Source organism: Serratia sp. EC4 (genome assembly GCF_059652115.1).
The window spans coordinates 561,795-584,826 of sequence record NZ_JBNIDE010000001.1 but is presented as its reverse complement, the minus strand read 5'-3'; the positions used below and the strand labels follow the sequence as shown (position 1 = coordinate 584,826).

The 23,032-nt window shown below is 57.7% G+C and carries 23 protein-coding genes; 14 read left to right on the top strand and 9 right to left on the bottom strand.

Annotated elements, in window-relative coordinates; genetic code table 11:
- Nucleotides 1–3: 3 nt before the first annotated feature.
- Together pyk and ACP39K_RS02685 are read right to left on the bottom strand one after the other, a co-directional pair.
- Nucleotides 4–1,446, bottom strand: a complete 1,443-nt coding sequence (gene pyk / locus ACP39K_RS02690) for a pyruvate kinase (RefSeq protein ID WP_004932339.1) — start codon at nucleotides 1,444–1,446, stop codon at nucleotides 4–6.
- A 189-nt stretch (nucleotides 1,447–1,635) separates the two neighbouring features.
- Nucleotides 1,636–2,508, bottom strand: coding sequence for a MurR/RpiR family transcriptional regulator (locus ACP39K_RS02685; protein ID WP_016927443.1), 873 nt, complete (start codon nucleotides 2,506–2,508; stop codon nucleotides 1,636–1,638).
- Nucleotides 2,509–2,955: 447 nt separating this feature from the next.
- On the opposite strand from ACP39K_RS02685, the gene zwf reads away from it, so the two are divergent.
- The 4 genes from zwf to mdtI all read left to right on the top strand — a co-directional run bounded on the left by zwf (nucleotide 2,956) and on the right by mdtI (nucleotide 6,460).
- Nucleotides 2,956–4,431: a glucose-6-phosphate dehydrogenase gene (zwf, locus tag ACP39K_RS02680; protein ID WP_028127476.1), complete on the top strand. Its 1,476-nt coding sequence runs from the start codon at nucleotides 2,956–2,958 to the stop codon at nucleotides 4,429–4,431.
- 150 nt (nucleotides 4,432–4,581) lie between these two features.
- Nucleotides 4,582–5,223, top strand: a complete 642-nt coding sequence (locus ACP39K_RS02675; RefSeq protein WP_033640104.1) for a bifunctional 4-hydroxy-2-oxoglutarate aldolase/2-dehydro-3-deoxy-phosphogluconate aldolase — start codon at nucleotides 4,582–4,584, stop codon at nucleotides 5,221–5,223.
- A gap of 552 nt (nucleotides 5,224–5,775) precedes the next feature.
- Complete coding sequence (gene mdtJ / locus ACP39K_RS02670) at nucleotides 5,776–6,144, top strand: multidrug/spermidine efflux SMR transporter subunit MdtJ (protein ID WP_025303118.1); 369 nt, start codon at nucleotides 5,776–5,778, stop codon at nucleotides 6,142–6,144.
- A complete protein-coding gene (mdtI, locus tag ACP39K_RS02665; protein WP_016927446.1) occupies nucleotides 6,131–6,460 on the top strand; it encodes a multidrug/spermidine efflux SMR transporter subunit MdtI in 330 nt (109 codons plus the stop codon). Before mdtJ ends, mdtI begins: the two co-directional genes overlap by 14 nt.
- A gap of 61 nt (nucleotides 6,461–6,521) precedes the next feature.
- On the opposite strand, the gene ACP39K_RS02660 is transcribed toward mdtI, so the two are convergent.
- Complete coding sequence (locus tag ACP39K_RS02660; RefSeq protein WP_015378124.1) at nucleotides 6,522–6,866, bottom strand: RidA family protein; 345 nt, start codon at nucleotides 6,864–6,866, stop codon at nucleotides 6,522–6,524.
- A 133-nt stretch (nucleotides 6,867–6,999) separates the two neighbouring features.
- On the opposite strand from ACP39K_RS02660, the gene yoaA reads away from it, so the two are divergent.
- The 5 genes from yoaA to rnd all read left to right on the top strand — a co-directional run bounded on the left by yoaA (nucleotide 7,000) and on the right by rnd (nucleotide 13,489).
- Nucleotides 7,000–8,916, top strand: a complete 1,917-nt coding sequence (gene yoaA, locus ACP39K_RS02655) for a DNA repair helicase YoaA (RefSeq protein WP_028127475.1) — start codon at nucleotides 7,000–7,002, stop codon at nucleotides 8,914–8,916.
- A 79-nt stretch (nucleotides 8,917–8,995) separates the two neighbouring features.
- The gene (tsaB, locus tag ACP39K_RS02650; RefSeq protein WP_497008278.1) at nucleotides 8,996–9,697 is read left to right on the top strand and encodes a tRNA (adenosine(37)-N6)-threonylcarbamoyltransferase complex dimerization subunit type 1 TsaB; all 702 of its coding nucleotides are present in this window, start codon (nucleotides 8,996–8,998) and stop codon (nucleotides 9,695–9,697) included.
- 100 nt (nucleotides 9,698–9,797) lie between these two features.
- Nucleotides 9,798–10,388 (top strand): Slp family lipoprotein, encoded by a 591-nt coding sequence (locus ACP39K_RS02645; protein WP_021503867.1) that lies wholly within the window; start codon nucleotides 9,798–9,800, stop codon nucleotides 10,386–10,388.
- 209 nt (nucleotides 10,389–10,597) lie between these two features.
- On the top strand, nucleotides 10,598–12,286 hold the full coding sequence (gene fadD / locus ACP39K_RS02640; protein WP_089184702.1) for a long-chain-fatty-acid--CoA ligase FadD: 1,689 nt from the start codon (nucleotides 10,598–10,600) through the stop codon (nucleotides 12,284–12,286).
- Between the two features lie 81 nt (nucleotides 12,287–12,367).
- Entirely contained in the window at nucleotides 12,368–13,489 is a 1,122-nt protein-coding gene (gene rnd / locus ACP39K_RS02635; RefSeq protein ID WP_497008277.1) for a ribonuclease D, read from the top strand.
- A 237-nt stretch (nucleotides 13,490–13,726) separates the two neighbouring features.
- Here rnd and minE read toward each other — a convergent pair whose 3' ends face one another.
- Genes minE through minC form a run of 3 tightly spaced genes read right to left on the bottom strand, consistent with a single transcriptional unit; the run spans nucleotide 13,727 to nucleotide 15,533 of the window.
- Nucleotides 13,727–13,996 (bottom strand): cell division topological specificity factor MinE, encoded by a 270-nt coding sequence (minE, locus tag ACP39K_RS02630; protein WP_004932303.1) that lies wholly within the window; start codon nucleotides 13,994–13,996, stop codon nucleotides 13,727–13,729.
- A 3-nt stretch (nucleotides 13,997–13,999) separates the two neighbouring features.
- Nucleotides 14,000–14,812, bottom strand: a complete 813-nt coding sequence (gene minD / locus ACP39K_RS02625) for a septum site-determining protein MinD (RefSeq protein ID WP_016927452.1) — start codon at nucleotides 14,810–14,812, stop codon at nucleotides 14,000–14,002.
- Nucleotides 14,813–14,837: 25 nt separating this feature from the next.
- The gene (gene minC, locus ACP39K_RS02620; protein WP_497008276.1) at nucleotides 14,838–15,533 is read right to left on the bottom strand and encodes a septum site-determining protein MinC; all 696 of its coding nucleotides are present in this window, start codon (nucleotides 15,531–15,533) and stop codon (nucleotides 14,838–14,840) included.
- Nucleotides 15,534–15,669: 136 nt separating this feature from the next.
- Between minC and ACP39K_RS02615 the strand changes: the two genes are divergently transcribed.
- From ACP39K_RS02615 to ycgN, 4 genes are all read left to right on the top strand, one after another.
- Nucleotides 15,670–15,942 carry a YcgL domain-containing protein gene (locus ACP39K_RS02615; protein WP_004932294.1) on the top strand — a complete coding sequence of 91 codons (273 nt, stop codon included), beginning with the start codon at nucleotides 15,670–15,672 and terminating at the stop codon, nucleotides 15,940–15,942.
- Between the two features lie 28 nt (nucleotides 15,943–15,970).
- Nucleotides 15,971–16,993, top strand: coding sequence for a lytic murein transglycosylase (locus tag ACP39K_RS02610; protein WP_060444672.1), 1,023 nt, complete (start codon nucleotides 15,971–15,973; stop codon nucleotides 16,991–16,993).
- Between the two features lie 58 nt (nucleotides 16,994–17,051).
- Nucleotides 17,052–17,708, top strand: coding sequence for a fumarylacetoacetate hydrolase family protein (locus ACP39K_RS02605; RefSeq protein WP_016927455.1), 657 nt, complete (start codon nucleotides 17,052–17,054; stop codon nucleotides 17,706–17,708).
- A 122-nt stretch (nucleotides 17,709–17,830) separates the two neighbouring features.
- On the top strand, nucleotides 17,831–18,277 hold the full coding sequence (gene ycgN, locus ACP39K_RS02600) for a cysteine cluster protein YcgN (protein WP_004932284.1): 447 nt from the start codon (nucleotides 17,831–17,833) through the stop codon (nucleotides 18,275–18,277).
- 113 nt (nucleotides 18,278–18,390) lie between these two features.
- Here the strand turns inward: ycgN and ACP39K_RS02595 are convergent, their stop codons facing one another.
- From ACP39K_RS02595 to nhaB, 3 genes are all read right to left on the bottom strand, one after another.
- Nucleotides 18,391–19,152 (bottom strand): aspartyl/asparaginyl beta-hydroxylase domain-containing protein, encoded by a 762-nt coding sequence (locus ACP39K_RS02595; protein ID WP_197818087.1) that lies wholly within the window; start codon nucleotides 19,150–19,152, stop codon nucleotides 18,391–18,393.
- 701 nt (nucleotides 19,153–19,853) lie between these two features.
- Nucleotides 19,854–20,384, bottom strand: a complete 531-nt coding sequence (gene dsbB / locus ACP39K_RS02590) for a disulfide bond formation protein DsbB (protein ID WP_033640107.1) — start codon at nucleotides 20,382–20,384, stop codon at nucleotides 19,854–19,856.
- 119 nt (nucleotides 20,385–20,503) lie between these two features.
- Entirely contained in the window at nucleotides 20,504–22,069 is a 1,566-nt protein-coding gene (gene nhaB, locus ACP39K_RS02585) for a sodium/proton antiporter NhaB (RefSeq protein WP_016927458.1), read from the bottom strand.
- Between the two features lie 243 nt (nucleotides 22,070–22,312).
- On the opposite strand from nhaB, the gene fadR reads away from it, so the two are divergent.
- Complete coding sequence (gene fadR / locus ACP39K_RS02580) at nucleotides 22,313–23,032, top strand: fatty acid metabolism transcriptional regulator FadR (RefSeq protein WP_025303107.1); 720 nt, start codon at nucleotides 22,313–22,315, stop codon at nucleotides 23,030–23,032.

Sequence of the window (23,032 nt, the reverse complement as noted above, 5' to 3'; positions counted from 1 at the left end):
GGATTACTCGACGCGCAGAATACGGCTGGTATTGGTGGTGCCGACGGTTTCCATCACGTCGCCCTGGGTGACGATCACCAGATCGCCGGAGACCAGGAAGCCTTTGTCGCGCAGGCGATTGACCGCTTCATTGGCGGCGATCACGCCGTCTTTGTGGCTGTCGAAATACACTGGTGTCACGCCGCGATACAGCGCAGTCAGGTTCAGCGTGTGCTCATGGCGCGACATGGCGAAGATCGGCAGGCCGGAGCTGATGCGCGACATCATCAGCGCAGTGCGGCCGGATTCGGTCATGGCGATCAGCGCGGTGACGCCTTTCAGGTGGTTGGCGGCATACATCGAAGACATGGCGATCGCCTCTTCGATGTTGTCGAACTGTACGTCCAGGCGGTGTTTGGAAACGTTGATGCTCGGGATCTTCTCGGCGCCCAGACAAACGCGCGCCATCGCCGCCACGGTTTCCGCCGGGTATTGGCCAGCGGCGGTTTCCGCCGACAGCATGACGGCGTCGGTGCCATCCAGCACGGCGTTCGCCACGTCCATGACTTCGGCGCGGGTCGGCATCGGGTTGGTGATCATCGACTCCATCATCTGGGTCGCGGTGATCACCGCGCGGTTCAGAGTGCGGGCGCGGCGGATCAGTTTCTTCTGAATGCCGACCAGTTCCGGATCGCCGATTTCGACGCCCAGGTCGCCACGGGCAACCATCACCACGTCGGAGGCCAGAATAATGTCGTCCATCGCTTCGTCGGTGCAAACCGCTTCGGCGCGCTCAACCTTGGACACGATCTTGGCGTTGCAGCCCGCATCGCGCGCCAGGCGGCGGGCATAGTTCAGGTCTTCACCGGTACGCGGGAAGGAGACCGCCAGGTAGTCGACGCCAATCTTGGCGGCGGTCACGATGTCAGCCTTGTCTTTTTCGGTCAGCGCTTCGGCCGACAGGCCACCGCCGAGTTTGTTGATGCCCTTGTTGTTGGACAGCGGGCCGCCGACGGTCACTTCGGTAAACACTTTCATGCCCTGAACTTCGAGCACTTTCAGCTGAACGCGGCCGTCATCGAGCAGCAGGACGTCGCCCGGCACCACGTCGGCTGGCAGGCCTTTATAGTCGATACCGACTTTTTCTTTATCGCCTTCGCCTTTTGACAGGTTGGCGTCCAGCAGGAATTTATCGCCCACGTTGAGGAAGATTTTGCCTTCCTTGAAGGTGGAGACGCGAATTTTCGGCCCTTGCAGATCGCCGAGGATAGCGACGTGACGCCCCAGTTTGGCAGCGATTTCTCGCACTTTGTCAGCGCGAGCCTGGTGATCTTCCGGGCTGCCGTGGGAGAAGTTAAGCCGAACTACGTTGGCGCCGGCGGCAATGATCTTTTCCAGATTATTGTCGCGGTCTGTAGCCGGACCCAGGGTGGTAACGATTTTGGTTCTTCTGAGCCGTCTGGACATGTATTACTCCGTTGACTGGTGAAGCAAATATTGGTGTTGCGATAACGTCGGATAACGAAACCAGGCGTGAAATGTAATTTTACAACACTGATATTTCACCCGGGTTACCCGCATGAGCATGTTAACAGGGTACCGCCTCTGATGCCGTCATTCAAATGTCTGTTGAACGGCGATTTTTTCTTCGTCGGGTCACGAATCAAAACTGTTGGGAATGACCACGCCTTTATCAAAGCGCGATTCTTTGAGCGCTTCTTTGACCCGCTTCAAGTTATCTCTGAATTTAGCCCCTCGGCGCAAGGTAAATCCGGTGGCGAGCACGTCAATGAGCGTTAATTGCGCGATCCGCGACACCATCGGCATGTAAACGTCGGTGTCTTCGGGCACGTCGAGCAGCAGGGCCAGGGTCGCCGCCTGGGCGAGCGGGGTGTCGCGCGAGGTGATAGCCAGTACTGTGGCGTCGTTCTCTCGCGCCAGGTGGGCCATCTCCACCAGATTCTTGGTGCGGCCGGTGTGTGAGATCAGCACCACCACGTCGCCTTCGCCGGAGTTCATGCAGCTCATGCGCTGCATGACGATGTCATCGAAGTAGACCACCGGAATGTTGAAGCGGAAAAATTTGTTCATCGCATCGTGCGCCACTGCCGCGGAGGCGCCCAGCCCGAAGAAAGAGATCTTTTTTGCCTGGGTGAGCAGGTCAACCGCACGATTGATTGCGGCAATATCCAAATTTGCCTTTACTGTATCCAGGCTGGCCATTACCGATTCGAAGATCTTGCTGGTATAGGAATCGACGCTGTCATCTTCCTCAACGTTACGGTTTACGTAGGGCGTGCCGTTAGCCAGGCTTTGGGCGAGATGCAGTTTGAAATCGGGAAAGCCTTTGGTATCAAGGCGGCGGCAAAAGCGGTTGACGGTAGGTTCGCTGACGTCGGCCATGCGCGCCAGCGTGGCGATGCTGGAGTGAATGGCGGTCTGCGGGGAGGCCAGGATCACCTCGGCGACTTTCCTTTCAGATTTGCTCAGGCGTTCCAGATGGCTCTGGATTTTGTCCAGCGTATTCATATAACGAGAGTCACTCATGGTTTTATCCCTGTGGCTTTCAAGCAACAGCGTCGAATTTCGCCCGTGTTCGCCGTGCAAGCAGACGCCAAACGAGCGGCTGTAACCTGGAATCGATAGGGTATGTCGATTTCAAACAAAGGAGAAATCAATGCCGGTTTAGTGAAAATATACTACGTGCTGGTAACCGTTGGCAGTCTCGACACGGCGTATGCAGGGTTTTTTCACCAGAATATGACCTGTGTCTAACTTTCATAATGGTAACAGAGCGTCAAAAAAGACGAAAAATTACAGTTTTGCCCGTGGTGAGGGCGTTGGCGTAGATTGGCGCTTTCCACTGGAATCTTGAGGCCTTTTTTTCTGCTTTGCTCCGGGTTTGCTGGCCGTAGTCAAACAGAGTACATTAGTAATGTAAGAAAATTACAAATATCCTGCAACGAGGAGATGAACATGGCGGTAACCTCTACAGCCCAGGCGTGTGACCTGGTTATTTTCGGCGCGAAAGGTGATTTGGCGCGCCGTAAGCTGCTGCCTTCCCTGTACCAGTTAGAGAAAGCCGGACACATCCACCCGGATACGCGGATCATCGGCGTCGGCCGCGCGGAGTGGGATAAACAAGCCTATACCGAAGTGGTCAAGGAAGCGCTTGGCACCTTCATGAAGGAAAAACTGGATGATGAACTCTGGGCCACGCTAAGCGCGCGCCTGGACTTCTGCAACCTGGACGTCAACGACAGCAAGAACTTTACCAAACTGGGTAAAATGCTGGATCAGAAGCACCGCACCACCATCAACTACTTCGCCATGCCGCCAAGCACCTTTGGCGCCATCTGCAAAGGGTTGGGCGAAGCCAAGCTGAACCATGAGCCGGCGCGCGTGGTGATGGAGAAACCTCTGGGCACCGATCTGGCGTCCTCCCGCGTGATCAACGATCAGGTGGCGGAGTTCTTCAATGAGTCCCAGGTCTACCGCATCGACCACTACCTCGGCAAAGAGACGGTGCTGAACCTGTTGGCGCTGCGTTTCGCCAACTCGCTGTTCGCATCCAACTGGGATAACCGCACCATCGATTCGGTGCAGATCACCGTGGCGGAAGAGGTGGGCATTGAAGGGCGCTGGGGCTATTTCGACCAGGCCGGCCAGATGCGCGACATGATCCAGAACCACCTGCTGCAGATCCTGACCATGATCGCCATGTCGCCGCCGGCGGATCTGACGACCGACCGCATCCGCGACGAGAAGGTCAAGGTGCTGCGCTCACTGCGCCGCATCGATCAGACCAATGTCCGGGAAACCACCGTGCGCGGTCAGTACACCGCCGGCTTCGTCCAGGGCAAGAAAGTGCCGGGTTATCTGGAAGAGGAAGGGGCGAACAAGAGCAGCAGCACCGAAACCTTCGTCTCTATCCGCGTGGATATCGACAACTGGCAGTGGGCCGGAGTGCCGTTCTACCTGCGTACCGGTAAACGTCTGCCGACCAAATGTTCGGAAGTGGTGGTGTACTTCAAAAACCCGCCGCTGAACCTGTTCAGCGATTCTTACCAGCAGCTGCCGCAGAACAAGCTGACCATCCGCCTGCAGCCGGACGAAGGCATCGAAATTCAGGTGCTGAACAAGGTGCCGGGGCTGGATCACAAGCACCGTCTGCAGACCACCAAGCTGGACCTGAGCTTCTCGGAAACCTTCAACCAGGAGCACGTGGCGGACGCCTACGAGCGCCTGCTGCTGGAGACCATGCGCGGCATTCAGGCGCTGTTCGTGCGCCGCGATGAAGTGGAAGAGGCCTGGAAGTGGGTCGACTCCATCATGGATGCATGGAAAGCCGACAACGAGGCGCCTAAGCCTTACCAGGCGGGCACCTGGGGGCCGGTGGCCTCGGTGGCGATGATCACCCGTGACGGCCGCTCCTGGAACGAGTTCGAATAATGCGTAATGCCGGCGGCCTGTCTGCCGGCTTTTTTTTGCCTGCGATCTGCGCGTGGGCCACATCACTTACGGTACGGCCGGACGTCCGCGCATGCGGAGCCCTGTGGCAGGGGCGTGCCATTGTTAACCGCGAGTAATGGAGAAATAACGATGAAAAACTGGAAAACCAGCGCCGAGCAGATCCTGACGGCGGGGCCGGTGGTGCCTGTTATCGTGATCAACAAGCTGGAGCAGGCGGTGCCGCTGGCGAAAGCGTTGGTTGCCGGCGGCGTGCGGGTATTGGAGGTTACGCTGCGCACCGCCTGCGGGCTGGAGGCTATCCGCGCTATCGCCAAAGAGGTGCCGGAGGCGATCATCGGCGCCGGTACGGTGATCAACCCGCAGCAACTGCGGCAGGTGACCGAAGCGGGGGCGCAGTTCGCCATCAGCCCAGGGCTGACCGAAGCCTTGCTGCAGGCGGCGACGGCGGGAACCATCCCGCTGATCCCGGGCATCAGCACCGTGTCTGAACTGATGCAAGGCATGGATCACGGCCTGCGCGAATTCAAGTTCTTCCCGGCGGAAGCCAACGGCGGCGTGAAGGCGCTGCAGGCGATCGGCGGCCCGTTCCCGCAGGTGCGTTTTTGCCCGACCGGCGGCATTACGCCGAACAACTACCGCGATTATCTGGCGCTGAAAAGCGTGCTTTGCATCGGCGGTTCCTGGCTGGTGCCGGCGGACGCGCTCGAAAAAGGCGACTATGCGCGCATCACTGAACTGGCGCGCAGCGCCGTCAGCGGTGCCGCGTTGTAACCCGCACCAGGCCTGGGGTTGGCGCTTATTTGCTCACCCGCGGATCTCGCAAGGCTCAACGCTCCGTTGGGCCTTTTTTAATTTTTATCGCGATTAACTTTCTTATTTTTAACCCGTTTTTTTCTGCTTTTTCATGAAAACGGCGGTTTGCTTTCTTATTTTGGCTGTGGTAAAAATATCTCAGTTGAAAATTTTACTTTTATGAGGATATTGGGCAAATCGCACGGTGTGCGGCTGATAATAGAGAACTATTATGATGACTATTAACGGAACTACCCTCAGAACCTCTACGTGCCAACTCTTCCTGTCTGCAATCCTTGCCAGTGAGCATCACTGGTGCAGCGAACTATAGCGTCTTTCTCCCTTAACCGGTGCTGGTAGCGGGCTTAGGCCTTCGCGTCACCGTTCAGCCGGGCAAACATTCTTTTTGCGTTTGGGTCAATTTATCCCCAGGGATCTCTGCGTCTTGCGCGCCGCATGGCGGCCGTTCGACGAGATAAATCGGGATAAATATGCCTTGGCGCGCATTATTCGCCGTTTGGGAGAAAAATTATGATTTATTGGATCTTTTTAGGTTTGGCCATCATGACCGAAATCATCGGCACCTTGTCGATGAAATACGCCAGCGTCAATGGCGGCATGATCGGGCATATCGTGATGTACGTGATGATCACCGCGTCTTATGTATTGTTGTCGGTAGCGATAAAACGCGTGGCGTTGGGCGTGGCTTATGCGCTGTGGGAAGGTATCGGCATCCTGTTCATCACCCTGTTCAGCGTGCTGTGGTTCGACGAGCCAATCTCGGCGCTGAAAGTACTGGGCCTGGCTACGCTGATCGCCGGCATCATGCTGGTGAAATCCGGCACTCGCAAAGAGCGAAAACAGGTCAGCCCGCGAGGTGACAACCATGCAACAGTTTGAGTTGTACCACATTGGGTTCCTGGGGCTGGCCATCGTGCTGGAAATCATCGCCAACATCTTCCTGAAGATGTCGGACGGCTTCCGTAAAATTTGGCTGGGATTGCTGTCGCTGCTGTCGGTACTCGGTGCGTTCAGCGCCCTGGCGCAGGCGGTAAAGGGCATCGATCTGTCAATCGCTTACGCGTTGTGGGGCGGTTTCGGTATCGCCGCCACCATCGCCGCAGGCTGGATCATGTTCGGCCAGCGGTTGAACGCCAAAGGCTGGATTGGCCTGGCGCTGCTGTTGACGGGGATGGTGATCCTCAAACTGTCCTGATAGCGGGCAATAAAAAACCGCAGACGGCAACGCCTGCGGTTTTTTTCGTCTGCGCTCAGGCTTACAGCGCGGCGATGATTTTAATTTCCACTTTATACTTCGGATTCATCAGCTGCGCCTGCACGGTGCAGCGTACCGGCGCGCTGCCGGCAACCACCCAGGCGTCCCAGGCGGCGTTCATCGCGGCGAAGTCGGCGGTATTGGCCAGGAAAATGGTGGCATCCAGAATACGGCTTTTGTCCGAGCCTACGCGCGCCAGCAGCACGTCGATGGCGGCGAGGGCGTTGGCGGTCTGCGCGGTCGCGTCATCATCCAGGTTCTCCGGCACGCTGGTGTAGTAAACGGTTTCGTTGTGCACCACGGCTTCGGACCAGCGCTGATCGGGATCAATTCTTTCGATATTCATTTGCTTATCTCCATATCATAGTCCCGCTAAGGGTAGCACAGCCGGTGATGAAAAAGCGCGGCGATAAAGTGGGTGGTAGCCGGGCGGCAGGCTTGGCATAATCACCGCTGAATGACACCGGCAGAGAGACAGCGTGACAGACGATTTTGCAACAGACGGCGCATTGGCGCAGGCTATCAAGGGATTCAAACCGCGTGAGCCGCAGCGGCAGATGGCGCAAGCCGTTACCGAGGCGATCAATTTCAAGCAGGAGCTGGTGGTGGAAGCCGGCACCGGCACCGGCAAAACCTTCGCTTATCTGGCGCCGGCGCTGCGTGCCGATCGCAAAGTGATCATCTCCACCGGTTCGAAAGCGCTGCAGGATCAGCTGTATGCGCGCGATCTGCCCACCGTCGCCAAGGCGTTGAAGTACAAAGGCAAGCTGGCGCTGCTGAAGGGGCGCTCCAACTACCTGTGCCTGGAGCGGCTGGAGCAGCAGTCGATGGCCGGCGGCGAACTGGCGGGGCAGACGCTGATCGATTTGGTGCAGTTGCGCAAGTGGTCGTCACAGACCAAAGAAGGCGACATCAGCACCTGCAGCGAAGTGGCGGAAGACAGTTTCGTTTGGCCATTGGTGACCAGCACCAATGACAACTGCCTGGGCAGCGATTGCCCGCTGTATCAGGATTGCTTCGTGGTCAAGGCGCGCCGCCGCGCGATGGATGCGGATGTGGTGGTGGTGAACCATCACCTGTTCCTGGCGGATATGGTGGTGAAAGAGGGCGGTTTCGCCGAGCTGATCCCGGAAGCCGAGGTGATGATTTTCGACGAGGCGCACCAAATCCCCGACATCGCCAGCCAGTATTTCGGCCAGCAGCTCACCAGCCGCCAGCTGTTGGATCTGGCGAAGGATATCACCATCGCCTACCGCACCGAGGTGCGCGATGCCGCTCAACTGCAAAAAAGCGCCGACCGTCTCAGCCTGAGCACGCAAGATTTTCGCCTGAATCTGGGAGAGCCGGGGTTCCGCGGCAATCTGCGTGACGTGCTCGGCGAACCCAACGTGCAGCGCGCTCTGTTGCTGCTCGATGACGCGCTGGAGCTGTGTTATGACGTGATGAAGCTGTCGCTGGGGCGTTCGGCGCTGTTGGACGCCGCCTTTGAACGCGCCACGCTGTACCGCGCGCGCCTCAAACGCCTCAAGGCGGTGACGGAACCGGGCTACAGCTATTGGTATGAGTGCAATTCGCGCCACTTCGTGCTGGCGCTGACGCCGTTGACGGTGGCCGACCGTTTCCGTGAAATGCTGGACGAGAAGCCGGGCAGCTGGATCTTTACCTCGGCCACGCTGTCGGTCAACGATCAGCTGGGCCACTTCACCGAACGGCTGGGGCTGACCAAGGCCAAAACGTTGCTGCTGCCGAGCCCATTCGACTATGCCAAACAGGCGTTGCTGTGCGTGCCGCGCTTTTTGCCTTCGCCGAATCAGCCCGGCGGGGCGCGCCAGCTGGCGCGCATGCTGCGGCCATTAATCGAAGCCAACAACGGCCGCTGCTTCTTCTTATGCACCTCGCACCAGATGATGCGCGAGTTGGCGGAAGAGTTCCGCGCCACGATGACGCTGCCGGTGCTGTTGCAAGGGGAAACCAGCAAAGGGCAACTGCTCGCGCAGTTCGTCGCCGCCGGTAACGCGCTGCTGGTGGCGACCAGCAGCTTCTGGGAAGGGGTGGACGTGCGCGGCGATGCGCTGTCCTGCGTCATCATCGATAAACTGCCGTTCACTTCACCGGACGATCCGCTGCTGAAGGCGCGCATTGAAGATTGCCGCCTGCGCGGCGGCGACCCGTTCAATGACGTGCAGTTGCCGGATGCGGTCATCACCCTGAAACAGGGCGTCGGCCGTTTGATCCGCGATACCGACGATCGCGGCGTGCTGGTGATTTGCGATAACCGTCTGGTGATGCGTCCTTACGGCGAGGTGTTCCTCAATAGCCTGCCGCCCACGCCGCGTACCCGCGATCTGAAGCAGGCCATCGCCTTCCTGCAGGCCGCCGATGCGTCGGCCACGTGAAAGATGAAGGGCTTACGGGGCTGTGCTACAATGCGCGCCCTGTATGAAAAACCCAGTTTTATTCCCGCCAGAGGTTGGCATGTCCACGCGAATTTTAGCGATCGATACCGCGACGGAAGCCTGTTCCGTCGCCGTCTGGAATCAAGGCGAAACCCACGCCCTGTTTGAGCTGTGCCCACGTGAGCATACGCAACGAATTTTACCTATGGTGCAGCAGGTGCTGGCGGAATCCGGTCTGGCGCTCAACCAGCTCGATGCGCTGGCCTTCGGTCGCGGCCCCGGCAGCTTTACCGGGGTGCGCATCGGTATCGGCATCGCTCAAGGCCTGGCGCTGGGCGCCGATCTGCCGATGATAGGCGTTTCCACGCTGCAAACCATGGCGCAGGGCGCCTGGCGCGTCAGCGGCGCGGAGCGCGTGCTGGCGGCGATCGATGCGCGCATGGGTGAAGTTTACTGGGGGCAGTTCGAGCGCCAGGCGGACGGCAGCTGGTTGGAAAGCGAAGGCGAGGCCGTGCTGTCGCCCGCGCAGGCGCTGGAGCGTGCGCAGCGCCTGCAGGGCGAATGGGCCCACGTCGGCACCGGCTGGCAAACCTACCCCGATCTGGTCAATGGTTCTACGCTGAGCGTGCGTGACGGCCAAATGCTGCTGCCGCAGGCGCAAGACATGCTGCCGCTGGCGCTGCACGCCTGGCAACAGGGGTTGGCGGTGGCGGTGGAAAACGCCGAGCCGACCTATCTTCGCAATGAAGTCACCTGGAAAAAACTGCCGGGCCGCGAGTAATCGCGGCGTATTGTGCTGTTGTTGATGCCGGGCGATGAAGGCCTGCAACTTGAACGACGAAACGCGGTCAAAGTTACAGGCATTTCAGGAGATTGCGACCATGTTAATCCGCACTGCAAGTAAAAAGCTGTCGCTGCTGGCCGTCGCCTGCGGCGCGCTGGTTCTGACCGGGTGCGTCACCGTACCGGATGCGATCAAAGGCTCCAGCCCTTCGCCGGTGACTCAGCTTTCCTCGGTACAAAATGCACCGAACCTGTTTACTGGCGCGGAAGCCCGCTTCGGCGGCACCGTGGTGAATGTCGCCAACGAACAAGGGCGTACGCTGCTGGAGATCGCGGCGGTGCCGCTCGACAGCGGTGCGCGGCCGATACTGGGTGAACCGTCGAACGGCCGCTTGCTGGCTACGGTGAACGGCTTCCTCGAACCGGTCGATTTCAAAGGCCAACTGGTGACCGTCGTCGGCCCTATCACCGGCCTGAAAGAGGGGCGGATCGGCATGACGCCATATCGTTTCGTGACGATGAACGTGACCGGTTTCAAGCGCTGGCATCTGGTGCAGCAGGTGGTGATGCCGCCTGCGCCGATGGGCCCTTGGGGCTGGCGCGGTGGTCCGTGGGGGCCCGGCTGGGGCGCAGGCTATGGCTGGTACAACCCCGGTCCGGCACAGGTGCAAACCATCGTAACCGAGTAGCATACGCTTGATGTGAACATATTTGACAGGGCGGCTCAGGCCGCCCTTTTGCTTTTTGGGATAGGGAATATCCGACAATTAGTGACGTACATCGCAACCTGAATAATGTTTAAAACCCGAACTGGTCTGCTGAGTTAAAATATTGTTATGGTTAGGCTGCGAGTTTGAGGGCTGCGATGATAATTAGTAATGATTTCAGGAGTAATACCTTGGATAAGGTCTGGTTAAAACGGTATCCGGCAGATGTGCCCGCAGAGATTGATGCCGATCGCTATTCGTCGTTGATCGAAATGTTTGAGCATGCCGTGCAGCGCTATGCCGATCAGCCCGCCTTTATCAATATGGGCGAGGTGATGACCTTCCGCAAACTGGAAGAACGCAGCCGGGCTTTCGCGGCTTATCTACAAAATGAACTGGGCCTGAAGAAGGGCGACCGCGTCGCGCTGATGATGCCTAACCTGTTGCAATACCCCATCGCCCTGTTCGGCATTCTGCGCGCCGGCATGGTGGTGGTCAACGTCAACCCGTTGTATACCCCGCGAGAGCTGGAACACCAGTTGAACGACAGCGGCGCCAGCGCCATCGTCATCGTCTCCAACTTTGCCCATACGCTGGAAAAAGTGGTGTTCAACACTCAGGTCAAGCACGTGATCCTGACGCGCATGGGCGATCAGCTGTCAGCCGCCAAAGGCACGCTGGTCAACTTCGTGGTCAAATACGTCAAGCGCCTGGTGCCCAAATACAACCTGCCGGATGCCATTTCATTCCGCAGCGCGCTGCAGCGCGGCCGCCGCCTGCAATATGTAAAACCGGACATCATTAATGCCGATCTGGCCTTCCTGCAATACACGGGCGGCACCACCGGGGTGGCGAAGGGCGCGATGCTGACGCACCGCAATATGCAGGCCAACCTCGAGCAGGCCAAAGCCGCCTATTCGCCGCTGTTCCGCGAAGGGCAGGAACTGGTGGTGACGGCGTTGCCGCTGTATCACATTTTCGCGCTGACGGTGAACTGCCTGCTGTTTATCGATCTGGGCGGGCGCAATTTGCTGATCACCAACCCGCGCGATATTCCGGGGCTGGTGAAGGAGTTGGGTAAATACCCGTTCACCGCCATGAGCGGGGTGAATACCTTGTTCAATGCGTTGCTGAACAATGAAGAGTTCCACAAGCTCGATTTCTCTACGCTGCGTTTCTCGGTCGGCGGCGGCATGTCGGTGCAAAAAGCGGTGGCCGAGAAGTGGGAAAAAACTACCGGTAAACACCTGCTGGAAGGCTATGGCCTGACGGAGTGCGCGCCGCTGGTGGCCGGTAACCCTTACGATCTGAAACACTACAGCGGCAGCATCGGCCTGCCGGTGCCGTCGACGGACATTCGGTTGGTGGACGACAATGGCCACGATGTGCCGCCGGGCGAACCGGGCGAACTGTGGGTCAAAGGGCCGCAAGTTATGTTAGGCTATTGGCAGCGCCCGGAAGCCACCGACGAAGTGCTGAAAGACGGCTGGCTGGCGACCGGTGATGTGGTGACCGTGGACGAGCAGGGGTTTGTGCGCATCGTCGATCGCAAGAAAGACATGATCCTGGTCTCCGGTTTCAACGTTTACCCGAACGAGATCGAGGATGTGGTCAGCCAGCATCCGAAAGTGCTGGAATGTGCGGCGATCGGCGTGCCCAGCGAGGCCTCTGGCGAAACGGTGAAGATCTGCGTGGTGAAGAAAGACGCCTCGCTGACCAAGGATGAGCTGTTGACCCATTGCCGTCGGCACCTGACCGGGTATAAAGTGCCTAAAATTGTTGAGTTCCGCGATGAACTGCCGAAGTCTAACGTCGGCAAGATTTTGCGGCGAGAACTGCGCGATGAGCTAAAAACGCCGAAGCCGGCCGATGCCGCCTAGCTTTCGCTCTCGCGCCTGACTATCAACAACGCCGGTGAATGCCGGCGTTGTTGTGTTTGAATCCTACAAGAGAATGATGTTTTGAATTATCAGTTGATCACTACCGATGCCGGATTGCAGCAGGTCTGCGAGCAGGCGAGAAAGCATGCCCAGATTGCGCTGGACACCGAGTTTGTCAGAACGCGCACCTACTATCCGCAGTTGGGCCTGATCCAGCTCTACGACGGTGAACAACTCTCCCTTATCGATCCTCTGCCGATCAAGCAATGGCAGCCGTTTGTCGACCTGCTGGCCGACACCGCCGTGGTGAAGTTCCTGCATGCCGGCAGTGAAGATCTCGAAGTGTTTCTCAACGCCTTTAAAACGCTGCCGACGCCGATGGTCGATACCCAGATCCTGGCGGCCTTCACCGGCCGGCCGCTCTCCTGCGGCTTCGCGACGCTGGTGGCGGAGTACATGAAGGTTGAGCTGGACAAGAGCGAGTCGCGCACCGACTGGCTGGCGCGCCCGCTGACCGAAAGGCAATGTGTGTACGCGGCCGCCGACGTGTTCTATCTGTTGCCGATGGCTAAACAGCTGGTGCAGGAGACCGAAGAGGCCGGTTGGACCGCGGCGGCCAATAACGAGTGCCTGCTGCTGTGTCAACGCCGTAGCGAGGCGCTGGCGCCGGAAGTCGCCTACCGCGAAATCAGCAATGCCTGGCAGCTGCGCCCGCGTCAGCTCGGTTGTTTGCAGAAGTTGGCGGAATGGCGCCTGCGCCAGGCGCGTGAGCGCGATCTGGCGGTGAACTTCGTGGTGCGTGAGGAGAATCTGTGGCAGGTGGCGCGCTATATGCCGTCTTCGCTGGGAGAACTGGATTCTCTGGGGCTGAGCGGGCCGGAGATCCGTTATCACGGCAAAACGCTGCTGGCACTGGTGGCGGAGGCCGAAGCGCTGGAAGAGTCCGAGTTGCCGGCGCCGTTGGCCAACCTTATCGATCAGCCGGGCTACAAGAAGGTGTTCAAAGACATCAAGGCGGCGATCGCTACCGTCAGCGAGCAAAGCGGGTTGAGCAGCGAGCTGTTGGCATCCCGTCGCCAAATTAACCAATTGCTGAACTGGCATTGGAAACTGAAGGACAGCGAAAGTCGCCCTGAATTAATCAGCGGCTGGCGCGGCGATTTATTAATGGCGCCGTTGCAGGACATCCTGAAAGATTATTAATCGCTGATTATCACCTGGGCAGGGTAGGGAAACTCTGCTCGGGTGAATATAGGCAGGAAATAATGCGTTGAAGGTAAATCTGGCCAGAATTTACTTTAAACGAGGCGGCGGCAAAGTTAATTGGGAATAGTCCCAAAGGGAAAAATCGATTTTTTGCTACCGATAAAGCTTAATAACTGGATGCACATACAGTTACCCCCTGCATAAAATATACAGGGGGTAATTAATGCGTCGCAATCATTTAGCTGCTTCTTCCGATTCCGGCAATGTCACGTTAAGTTCAAGTACCGAAATATCGTCCCCTTTCTGCTCGAACTGCACGTGCAGCATTTCAGGATCGATCTGAATGTATTTGCAAATAACCGCCAGAATATCGCGTTTCAGATCAGGCAGATACGGGGGCTCACTGTCCCCGCGGCGACGCTCTGCGACGATAATCTGCAGCCGTTCCTTGGCTATATTGGCTGTCTGTTTTTTGCGGGACAGAAAGAAGTCTAATAAGGCCATGGTTTATCCCCCAAAAAGGCGTTTCAGGAAACCCTTCTTCTCTTCTTCAATGAAGCGGAATGGGCGTTCTTCCCCCAACAAGCGGCAAACGGTATCGTCATACGCCTTACCGGCGTCTGACTCGGCATCCAGAATGACAGGCTCACCCTGGTTGGAAGCGCGCAGCACGGACTGGTCTTCCGGGATCACGCCCACCAGCGGAATGCGCAGGATTTCCAGCACGTCTTCCATGCTCAGCATGTCGCCACGGCTGACGCGGCCCGGGTTATAACGGGTCAGCAGCAGGTGTTCCTTGATAGGCGATTCGCCTTTCTCGGCGCGGCGTGATTTGGAAGAGAGAATGCCCAGGATACGGTCGGAGTCGCGTACCGAAGACACTTCCGGGTTGGTGGTGATGATAGCTTCGTCGGCGAAATACAGCGCCATCAGCGCACCGGTTTCGATACCGGCCGGTGAGTCGCAGACCACGAAGTCAAAATCCATCTCGCCGAGATCGTTGAGGATTTTTTCAACGCCTTCGCGGGTCAACGCGTCTTTGTCGCGTGTCTGCGAAGCCGGCAGGATATAGAGGTTTTCAGTGCGTTTGTCTTTGATCAACGCCTGATTCAGCGTGGCATCGCCCTGAATCACGTTCACGAAATCATAAACTACCCGACGTTCGCAGCCCATGATCAGGTCAAGATTACGCAGACCGATATCGAAATCGATCACGACGGTTTTCTTGCCTTTCTGGGCCAGGCCGGTAGCGATGGCCGCGCTCGAAGTGGTCTTGCCAACGCCCCCTTTACCCGATGTAACAACAATAATGCGTGCCATGAAATGGATTCCTTGTCAAAAGGGCTTAATTTAAAGGTTGTATGGTTAAAGCGTTATCCAACAGGCTGAGTCGTACGGCCTGCCCGACGTAATCGGACGGGATTTGGTCGCTCAACCAGTACTGCCCTGCGATAGAGACTAGCTCAGCCGCCAGGTGGGTGCAAAAAATCTGACATTGCGTGTCGCCTGACGCGCCTGCCAGTGCGCGACCGCGCATCATGCCGTAGACATGAATATTGCCGTCGGCAATCAGTTCGGCGCCGGCGCTGACGCTGCTGGTCACGATAAGATCGCTGTTGCGGGCGTAAATCTGTTGGCCGGAACGGACAGGCGTACTGATGATGCGCGTTTTGGCGGGGGCGTTATCCGCCACCACGGGCGCTGGCGCTGGCGCCGGCTCCGCCATTTTCTGGCCTTTGCCTTCGCTCAGCAGCGGCAGCCCGGCGCGGGCTATCGCGCGCTTTTGACGCTCATCTCTGCAACCGCTGATACCCACAACGCGCAGACCTGCCGCCGCGACAGCCTGTTGAAGTTCTTTCCAGTTCGCATCGCCTTCCAGCGTTGCGACGTTGATAACAACAGGAGCGTTTTTCAGAAAAGCGGGCGCTTGCTCAACTTTTTCCTGTAACGCCTGGCGTATTACCTCGGGCTGCGAATTATGCAAATGAACAACCGATAGGGTAAAACTGCTGCCTTTTAGCTCAATTGGCGATTGTGACATCTATCCTGACTCAGTCTCAGCAACTTTAAATCCCCGGAATACCACTCGGGGTGCGATATTCCGATGTACTATAAGCATGTTATAGTCAGAGTTATATCCAGGCAAGACGCTCCCTCAATTAAATAGAGTTAAAAAAATGCTTTGTGTGATCTATAGAAGCCCGAAACGCGATCAAACTTATCTTTATGTCGAAAAAAAAGACGATTTCTCTCGTGTGCCGGAAGAGCTGATGAAAAGTTTCGGCGTGCCGCAATTCGCCATGATGCTGTCGCTCGATGAGCGCAAGAAATTGGCCTCGGCGGATATCGAAAAGGTGAAGCAGGCGTTGAAAGACGAAGGCTATTATCTGCAGTTCCCGCCGCCGGTTGAAAACCTGCTCAATCAGCATCTGGCGGGCGATAAGGCCTGAGACAGTCGCCACGGCCAGGGGAGGCGCGATGACACGTTCGGCGAGAAAGACCGTATTGGCCGCCTGGTTGGCGCTGGGCGGAGTGCTGATGCCCGGCGCATCGCAGGCGGCGCAGGAGACGACGCTGGCGGCGAGCGGCCGCGATCCGGCGCAGTTCCCGGCGTATGTCGATCAACTTAAGCGCCGGGCGCGGGAACAGGGCATCAGTCAGGCGACTCTTGATCGCGCGTTTGCGCAAATCCACTTCGTCGATCGAGTGATCAAGGCCGATCGCAATCAGCCGGAGCAGAAGATCACCCTGGACGATTACCTGCGGCGGGTGATGTCGCCCGCCAAGGTGCGCCAGGGGCGAGAACGGTATCGGCAGCGCCATGCGCAATGGTTGCGGGCCAGCGAGCGCTATCGGGTGCCAGGGCGTTATATCATCGCGCTGTGGGGGATGGAGAGCGCCTACGGCAAGATTCAGGGGCGGGAAGACGTGGTGTCTGCGCTGGCGACCTTGGCGTTTGAAGGGCGCCGTGAAGCTTTTTTCAGCCAGGAACTGATGGCGGCGCTGCGGATAGTCGAGCAGGGGCACGTCGGCGATACGCCGCTGAAAGGCTCCTGGGCCGGCGCGATGGGGCAATGCCAGTTTATGCCGAGCTCCTTCTTGCGCTACGCGGCGGATGGCGACGGCGACGGGCGCATCGATATCTGGAACAACATTGACGACGTTTTCGCGTCTACAGCCAGCTATCTGTCCAAAGAGGGCTGGCAGCCCGGCATCGGTTGGGGGCGCGAGGTCAAACTGCCCGCCGGCTTCAATCCGACCGAACTGGGCCTGAAAGACGCGCAGGCGCGCAGCGTCAACGACTGGCAGAAACGCGGCGTGCGCCGTGCGGATGGCAGTGCGTTGCCGCATGCCGTGCAGCGCGGTTGGATTATCGCGCCGGATGATCTGCAGGGGCGGACGTTCCTGGTCTATGATAATTTCCGCACCCTCATGCACTGGAATCGCTCTTACTATTTCGCCCTCGCCGTGGGTATGATGGCAGACGCGATCGGGCATTGATCCGGCACACCAATAATCGGCTTGGCGCGCCAAGCCTCTACAGTTTGGGAGAAGCGGTATGTATCAACATAGAGACTGGCAGGGTTCGCTGCTCGATTTCCCGGTGAACAAGGTGGTCTGCGTCGGCAGCAATTACGCCGATCACATCAAGGAAATGGGCAGCGCGGCGTCCGTCGAACCGGTGGTGTTTATCAAACCGGAAACGGCGTTGTGCGATATTCGCCAGCCGGTGGCCATCCCCAAAGAGTTCGGTGCGGTGCATCATGAAGTGGAGCTGGCGGTATTGATCGGCACACCGTTGAAACAGGCCAACGAAGATCGCGTTGCGCGGGCGATCGCCGGTTATGGCGTGGCGCTCGATCTGACGCTGCGCGATCTGCAAGCGGGCTTTAAAAAGGCCGGCCAGCCGTGGGAAAAGGCCAAGGCCTTCGACGGTTCCTGCCCGATGTCGGGATTTATCCCGGTGGCGGAATTCGGCGATCCGCAAAACGCCGAGCTGTCGTTGACCGTCAACGATCAATTGCGCCAGCAGGGCAATACGCGCGACATGATCACGCCAATCCTGCCGCTTATCAGCTACATGAGCCGCTTCTTCACGCTGCGCGCCGGTGACATCATCCTGACCGGCACGCCGCAGGGTGTGGGCCCGATGGCCTCCGGCGACATGTTGAAAATCAGCCTGAACGGCAAAACGCTCAGCACCCGGGTGATCTGACCTCTCTTCGCCGCCGGCATCGTCGGCGGCAAAGCTTGCATCTTGTGGCTAATATGTCTATATAGTCCCCCCTCGAACCTGTGCGCAGGTGACTTATCCATTTACCGAAACCGGACGCTAACATGTCACAACTCGCTTTTTGGCAACAGAAAACGCTGGCGGAAATGTCAGAACAAGAGTGGGAATCGCTGTGCGACGGGTGCGGGCAATGCTGTTTGAATAAGCTGATCGACGAAGATACCGACGAGATTTATTTTACCAACGTAGCCTGCAACCAGCTCAACATCAAATCCTGCCAATGCCGTAACTATGAGCGGCGCTTCGAGCTGGAAGAAGACTGCATCAAACTGACGCGCGAGAACCTCACTACCTTCGATTGGCTGCCGCCGACCTGCGCCTATCGCCTGATCGGCGAAGGCAAGCCGCTGTTTCCCTGGCACCCGCTGATCAGCGGCTCCAAAGCGGCGATGCACGGCGAGCGCATCACGGTGCGGCATATTGCGGTGCGCGAGAGCGAAGTGGTGGACTGGCAGGATCATATCCTCAACAAGCCGGACTGGGCCAGATAACGCGGATGCCTTGACAGATGTTGCTCGGCAACACGAGTTTTAATGCCAGAGGGCGGCGTGTTAAGACATCCCGCCCTCTTGGCTATTGAGCTCACGCGCATGAGACTCTTGCTTCACGCTTTTTTGGCGCGGCGATGCCAGTTGGCCAGATTTTTCAACGGCTGCTTCACATACGGGCTGGCTTTGATCAGGCTGAACAGCAGTTTATTCACCGCCGTGCCCACTTTGTCCATTGGCCGGTCGACATCGAGAAACAGCACAGCGCGCAACTCGTCGGTATCATTGCGAACCTCGTGTTCGTAGGAATCATCAAACAAAATCACCTTGCCTTCATCCCAGTGCAGAATTTGGTCGTCAACGCGGATCCAGAGCTTGTCCCGATCCTTTGGCACGATCAATCCCAGATGCGCACGCACGACGGCTCGAGTCGGGCCTTTGTGAGGCACGATGTGATAGTGCGGTTTAAGAATCGAAAACATGGCGGTGCGCATGCCGGGGATCTCGCTGACCGCCTCTGCTGTGCGCGGGCAGATGGCGCAGTTTTCATCAACCCGTTGCCCGTAGACAAACAGCCCGAAGGTTTTCCAGTTATCGCCTTTAGAGATGCGTTTCTGATCCGGTGATATTTGGTGGAACGCTGGGATATCCTCCGGGTGTTCCAGCAACCGATCCAACTCCTCGCGAATGGCCGGCCAACGGGCTTCCAGCGCCGTCACCCAATTAAATTCATGATTGCCGATCCGCGGCGTGGTGGAGATGAGCGAATGGCGAGTCTGAAATTCGCCGTTCCAGCGCAGGAATTTTTTCCCGGCTTTGAGCAGCATGCGCCGCAGGAAGGGGGGCTGAGACGAAGGCGGCAATGTGGTATCCGGCATAGTATCGTGTCCTTGATGTCATATGATGTGCTGTAGTCAGCCAAAACCTGGCTCACAGGAAGAAAGGGCGAAAGTCAACACGTCATTCAGCATAGGGAAAGCATCGCGAACGATTTTAATCTTTAGTGCGCGAATGGCGTTGATGCTTGGTGCCGGATAGAGAGAAATTCCAACAATTTATTTAACGATGGTAAGGGCTTGCGTGAGGGGGGAAGAGGGAAAAAAGCCCCTGCAAAGATGAGGGGCAAGACACACAACAACACCAGGGAAATCGGTAGTACTCACTTTGCCGATACTATAAGGATTTTATGGGTAAACTTCACCAAAATATTGTGCTCTGAATGTGACAAAGGCGCAGTCGTTCATAAGTAACGGTAATTTATTGATGCTCGAAGGCTGAAAGGAATGCGCCAGAGCGGCCCGCTTTTAGTCGCCGATATGGCAGAAGTTTAATGTTATGTAAATTACGCCCTTAGCCGTGCCGGGATGCTTCTTTTTAAACGATAAGTTGGGTAATTTGGCCGCTCTCCCGCAAGTTCGAGAGTATAACAATGAAAATGATCCGCCTGTTTGCCGTAGCTGGAGCGCTGATCGTGCTCGTTTACTTCCTTACACATACCTGAGGTGGCTTTATCTCGGAATGTGACAGCAATACCTAAAAAAACGGCGCCTTCCGGCGCCGTTTTTTGTTTGTCTGCCGATCAGCGGCCGAACAGGTCGCGGCGGCGTGGGCGAACAAACTGCGCGACCAGCACAATCAGCGCCACCAACAGATAGGCACCGAAGATGCCGACCAACCATTGCGGCATTTCCAACGTCAGGAATTGCCATTGACGCACGGAGCAGTCACCGGAAGCGTGAAACACCGCCGGCAGCCATTTGTCCAGCGGCAGCCAGGACGGGAAGCTGACGAAGAAATCGCAGGTATTGAACGGCGAAGGATGCAACTGGATCATGGTGTGCTTCCACGCCAGCTGTACGCCTTCCCAGGCGCTGTAGATCCACAGCAAGATCGCCGCGTAGCGCAGCGGAGTTTTCGGCGCGATGGCGCCCACCAGCGAGGCGCCGAGGATGCCGAACAGCGCGCAACGCTCGTAAATGCACATCACGCACGGCTGCAGCAGCATAACGTGCTGGAAATAGAGCGCGACCAGTTCCAACACCAACGCTGTCAGGGCCATCAGCAGCCAGGCGCCGCGTCCTTGTGAACAGCGGTTAAAGAATTGCAACATATCTAGATTCTTCCATGCAGTAAGCAATTGAACCGGCAGTGTAAACCAATTCCTCTTCGCTGCCAGCCACCTGGGCCGGATTCAGCGTAAAAATAGTCGGTCACCCTGCCGGCGCCGTCTCAGTGGCCGACGGCGTCGATGGACGGCAGCGTCAGCCAATGCCACTGCGTCAACAGCTCGGTCGCCGGTTCCAAGGTGAACTGGACGCACAGCAGGCCAACCACCGTCAGCACCACCGTATAAGGCAGGGCCATCCATACCATGCGGCCATACGACAAACGCACCAGCGGCGCCAATGCCGACGTCAGCAGGAACAGAAACGCCGCCTGTCCGTTAGGGGTGGCGACCGAGGGCAGGTTGGTACCGGTATTGATGGCGACCGCCAGCAGCTCGAACTGCTTCAGCCCGATCGCGCCGGTTTCCAGCGCGGTGCGCGCCTCGTTGATGTAAACCGTGCCGACGAACACGTTGTCGGAAACCGACGACAGCAGGCCGTTGAACAGGTAGAACAGCGAAAGCTGAGAGGCGGGCTCGGCGCGCAGCACAAACTGGATCACCGGGCTGAACAGGTGCTGCTCGATGATGACCGCGACCACGGTGAAAAACACCGTCAGCAGCGCGGTGAACGGCAGCGCTTCCTGGAACGCTTTGCCGATGGCGTGCTCGTCGTTCACGCCGCACAGGGAGGTGGCGAGGACGATCACCGACAGGCCAATCAGCCCCACTTCAGCCAGGTGGAAGGCCAGCGCCAGCACCAGCCAAACGCCGATCAGCGCCTGCATCACCAGTTTGAGCCGTTCTTGTTTGCTACGGCCCGCAGTGGCCTTGCGGTCATACTCTTTCAGCACGTCGCGCACCGCTTCCGGTAGCTGCGCGCCGTAGCCAAACAGGTGAAAACGTTCTACCAGCCAACACACCAGCAGGCCGCACACCAACACCGGCAGCGTGACCGGCGCCATACGCAGGAAGAAATCGATAAAACCCCAGCCCGCGTTTTTGGCGATGATCAGGTTTTGCGGCTCGCCCACCATGGTCATGACCCCGCCGAGCGCGGTGCCGACGCCGGCGTGCATCAGCAGGCTGCGCAGAAAGGCGCGGAATTGCTCCAGCGTCTGTTTACGCTCTTCGCCGGTAAAATCGCTGTCATCGCCAATGTCGCCGTCAGGGCGGTTTGACGTCACGTTGTGATAGATGGAATAGAAGCCGGTGGCCACGCTGATCACTACCGCCACGACCGTCAGCGCGTCGAGGAAGGCGGAAAGGAAGGCGGCGGCCAGGCAGAACGCCAGCGACAGCAACGTTTTCGAACGGATGTTGAGCAGCAGCTTGGTGAACACGAACAGCAGCAGCTGCTTCATAAAGTAGATGCCGGCCACCATAAAGATCAGCAGCAGCAACACGTCCAGATTATGTTCGATTTCCTGCGAAACCTGCGCCGGGCTGGTCATGCCGATGGCCACGGCCTCAAGCGCCAGCAGGCCGCCCGGCAGCAGCGGGTAGCATTTCAGCGCCATCGCGAGGGTAAAGATGAACTCGGCCACCAGCAGCCAACCCGCGATAAACGGGCTGGCGAAAAAGAACACCAGAGGGTTGATCGCCAGAAAAATGAGAATGGTCAGTTTGTACCAGTCGGGAGATTGCCCCAGAAAATTTTTGAGCAGGGCGCTACGCAGGGTTGTTTCCATTGTGCTCTATGCATCCTTCAATCAGTCGTAGCACGTACCCTAACAATGCGGTGGGGGCGTGCGCAACCTGAGCTTGTTTTACCATGGGAAAATTCCACCGACCGGTATTTTTGCTCGTTTTTTGCCACGTTATGCACACTTTCGTTTATTGTTTTTCGCTCACGCTATGTCATGTCAGCACGATCTGGTATGATGAGCTGATTACTTTTACTGATTTTATCGTCGCAACGGAACGTCAAACACATGGTCATAAAGGCGCAGAGTCCTGCCGGTTTCGCGGAAGAGTACATTATTGAGAGTATTTGGAATAATCGCTTCCCCCCTGGCTCTATTTTGCCCGCGGAGCGTGAGCTTTCGGAGTTGATTGGCGTCACGCGCACCACGTTACGTGAAGTGTTGCAACGTCTGGCCCGCGATGGCTGGTTGACCATTCAGCATGGCAAACCGACCAAAGTGAACAATTTTTGGGAAACGTCCGGCCTCAATATCCTTGAGACGGTGGCCCGTCTCGATCACAAAAGCGTCCCTCAGCTGATCGATAACCTGCTGTCCGTGCGCACCAATATCGCGTCGATCTTTATTCGCGCCGCGGTGCGCAATCATCCGGAGCAGGCCCAGGAAGTGTTGGCGAAGGCCGCCGAGGTTGAAGATCAGGCGGACGCTTTCAATCTGCTCGATTACGAGATCTTCCGCGGTCTGGCGTTCGCTTCCGGCAACCCGATCTACGGCCTGATCTTCAACGGTCTGAAAGGGCTGTACACCCGCGTGGGCCGTTACTACTTCTCCAACCCGGAAGCGCGCAAGCTGGCGCTGACCTTCTACAGCAAGCTGTCCACGCTGTGCCATGAGAAGCTGTACGACCAGGTGATGGACACCGTGCGCAACTACGGTAAGGACAGCGGGGCGATTTGGCAGAGCATGCAGGGCACCATGCCGAGCGATCTGACCGAAGCGCGCCGTTAA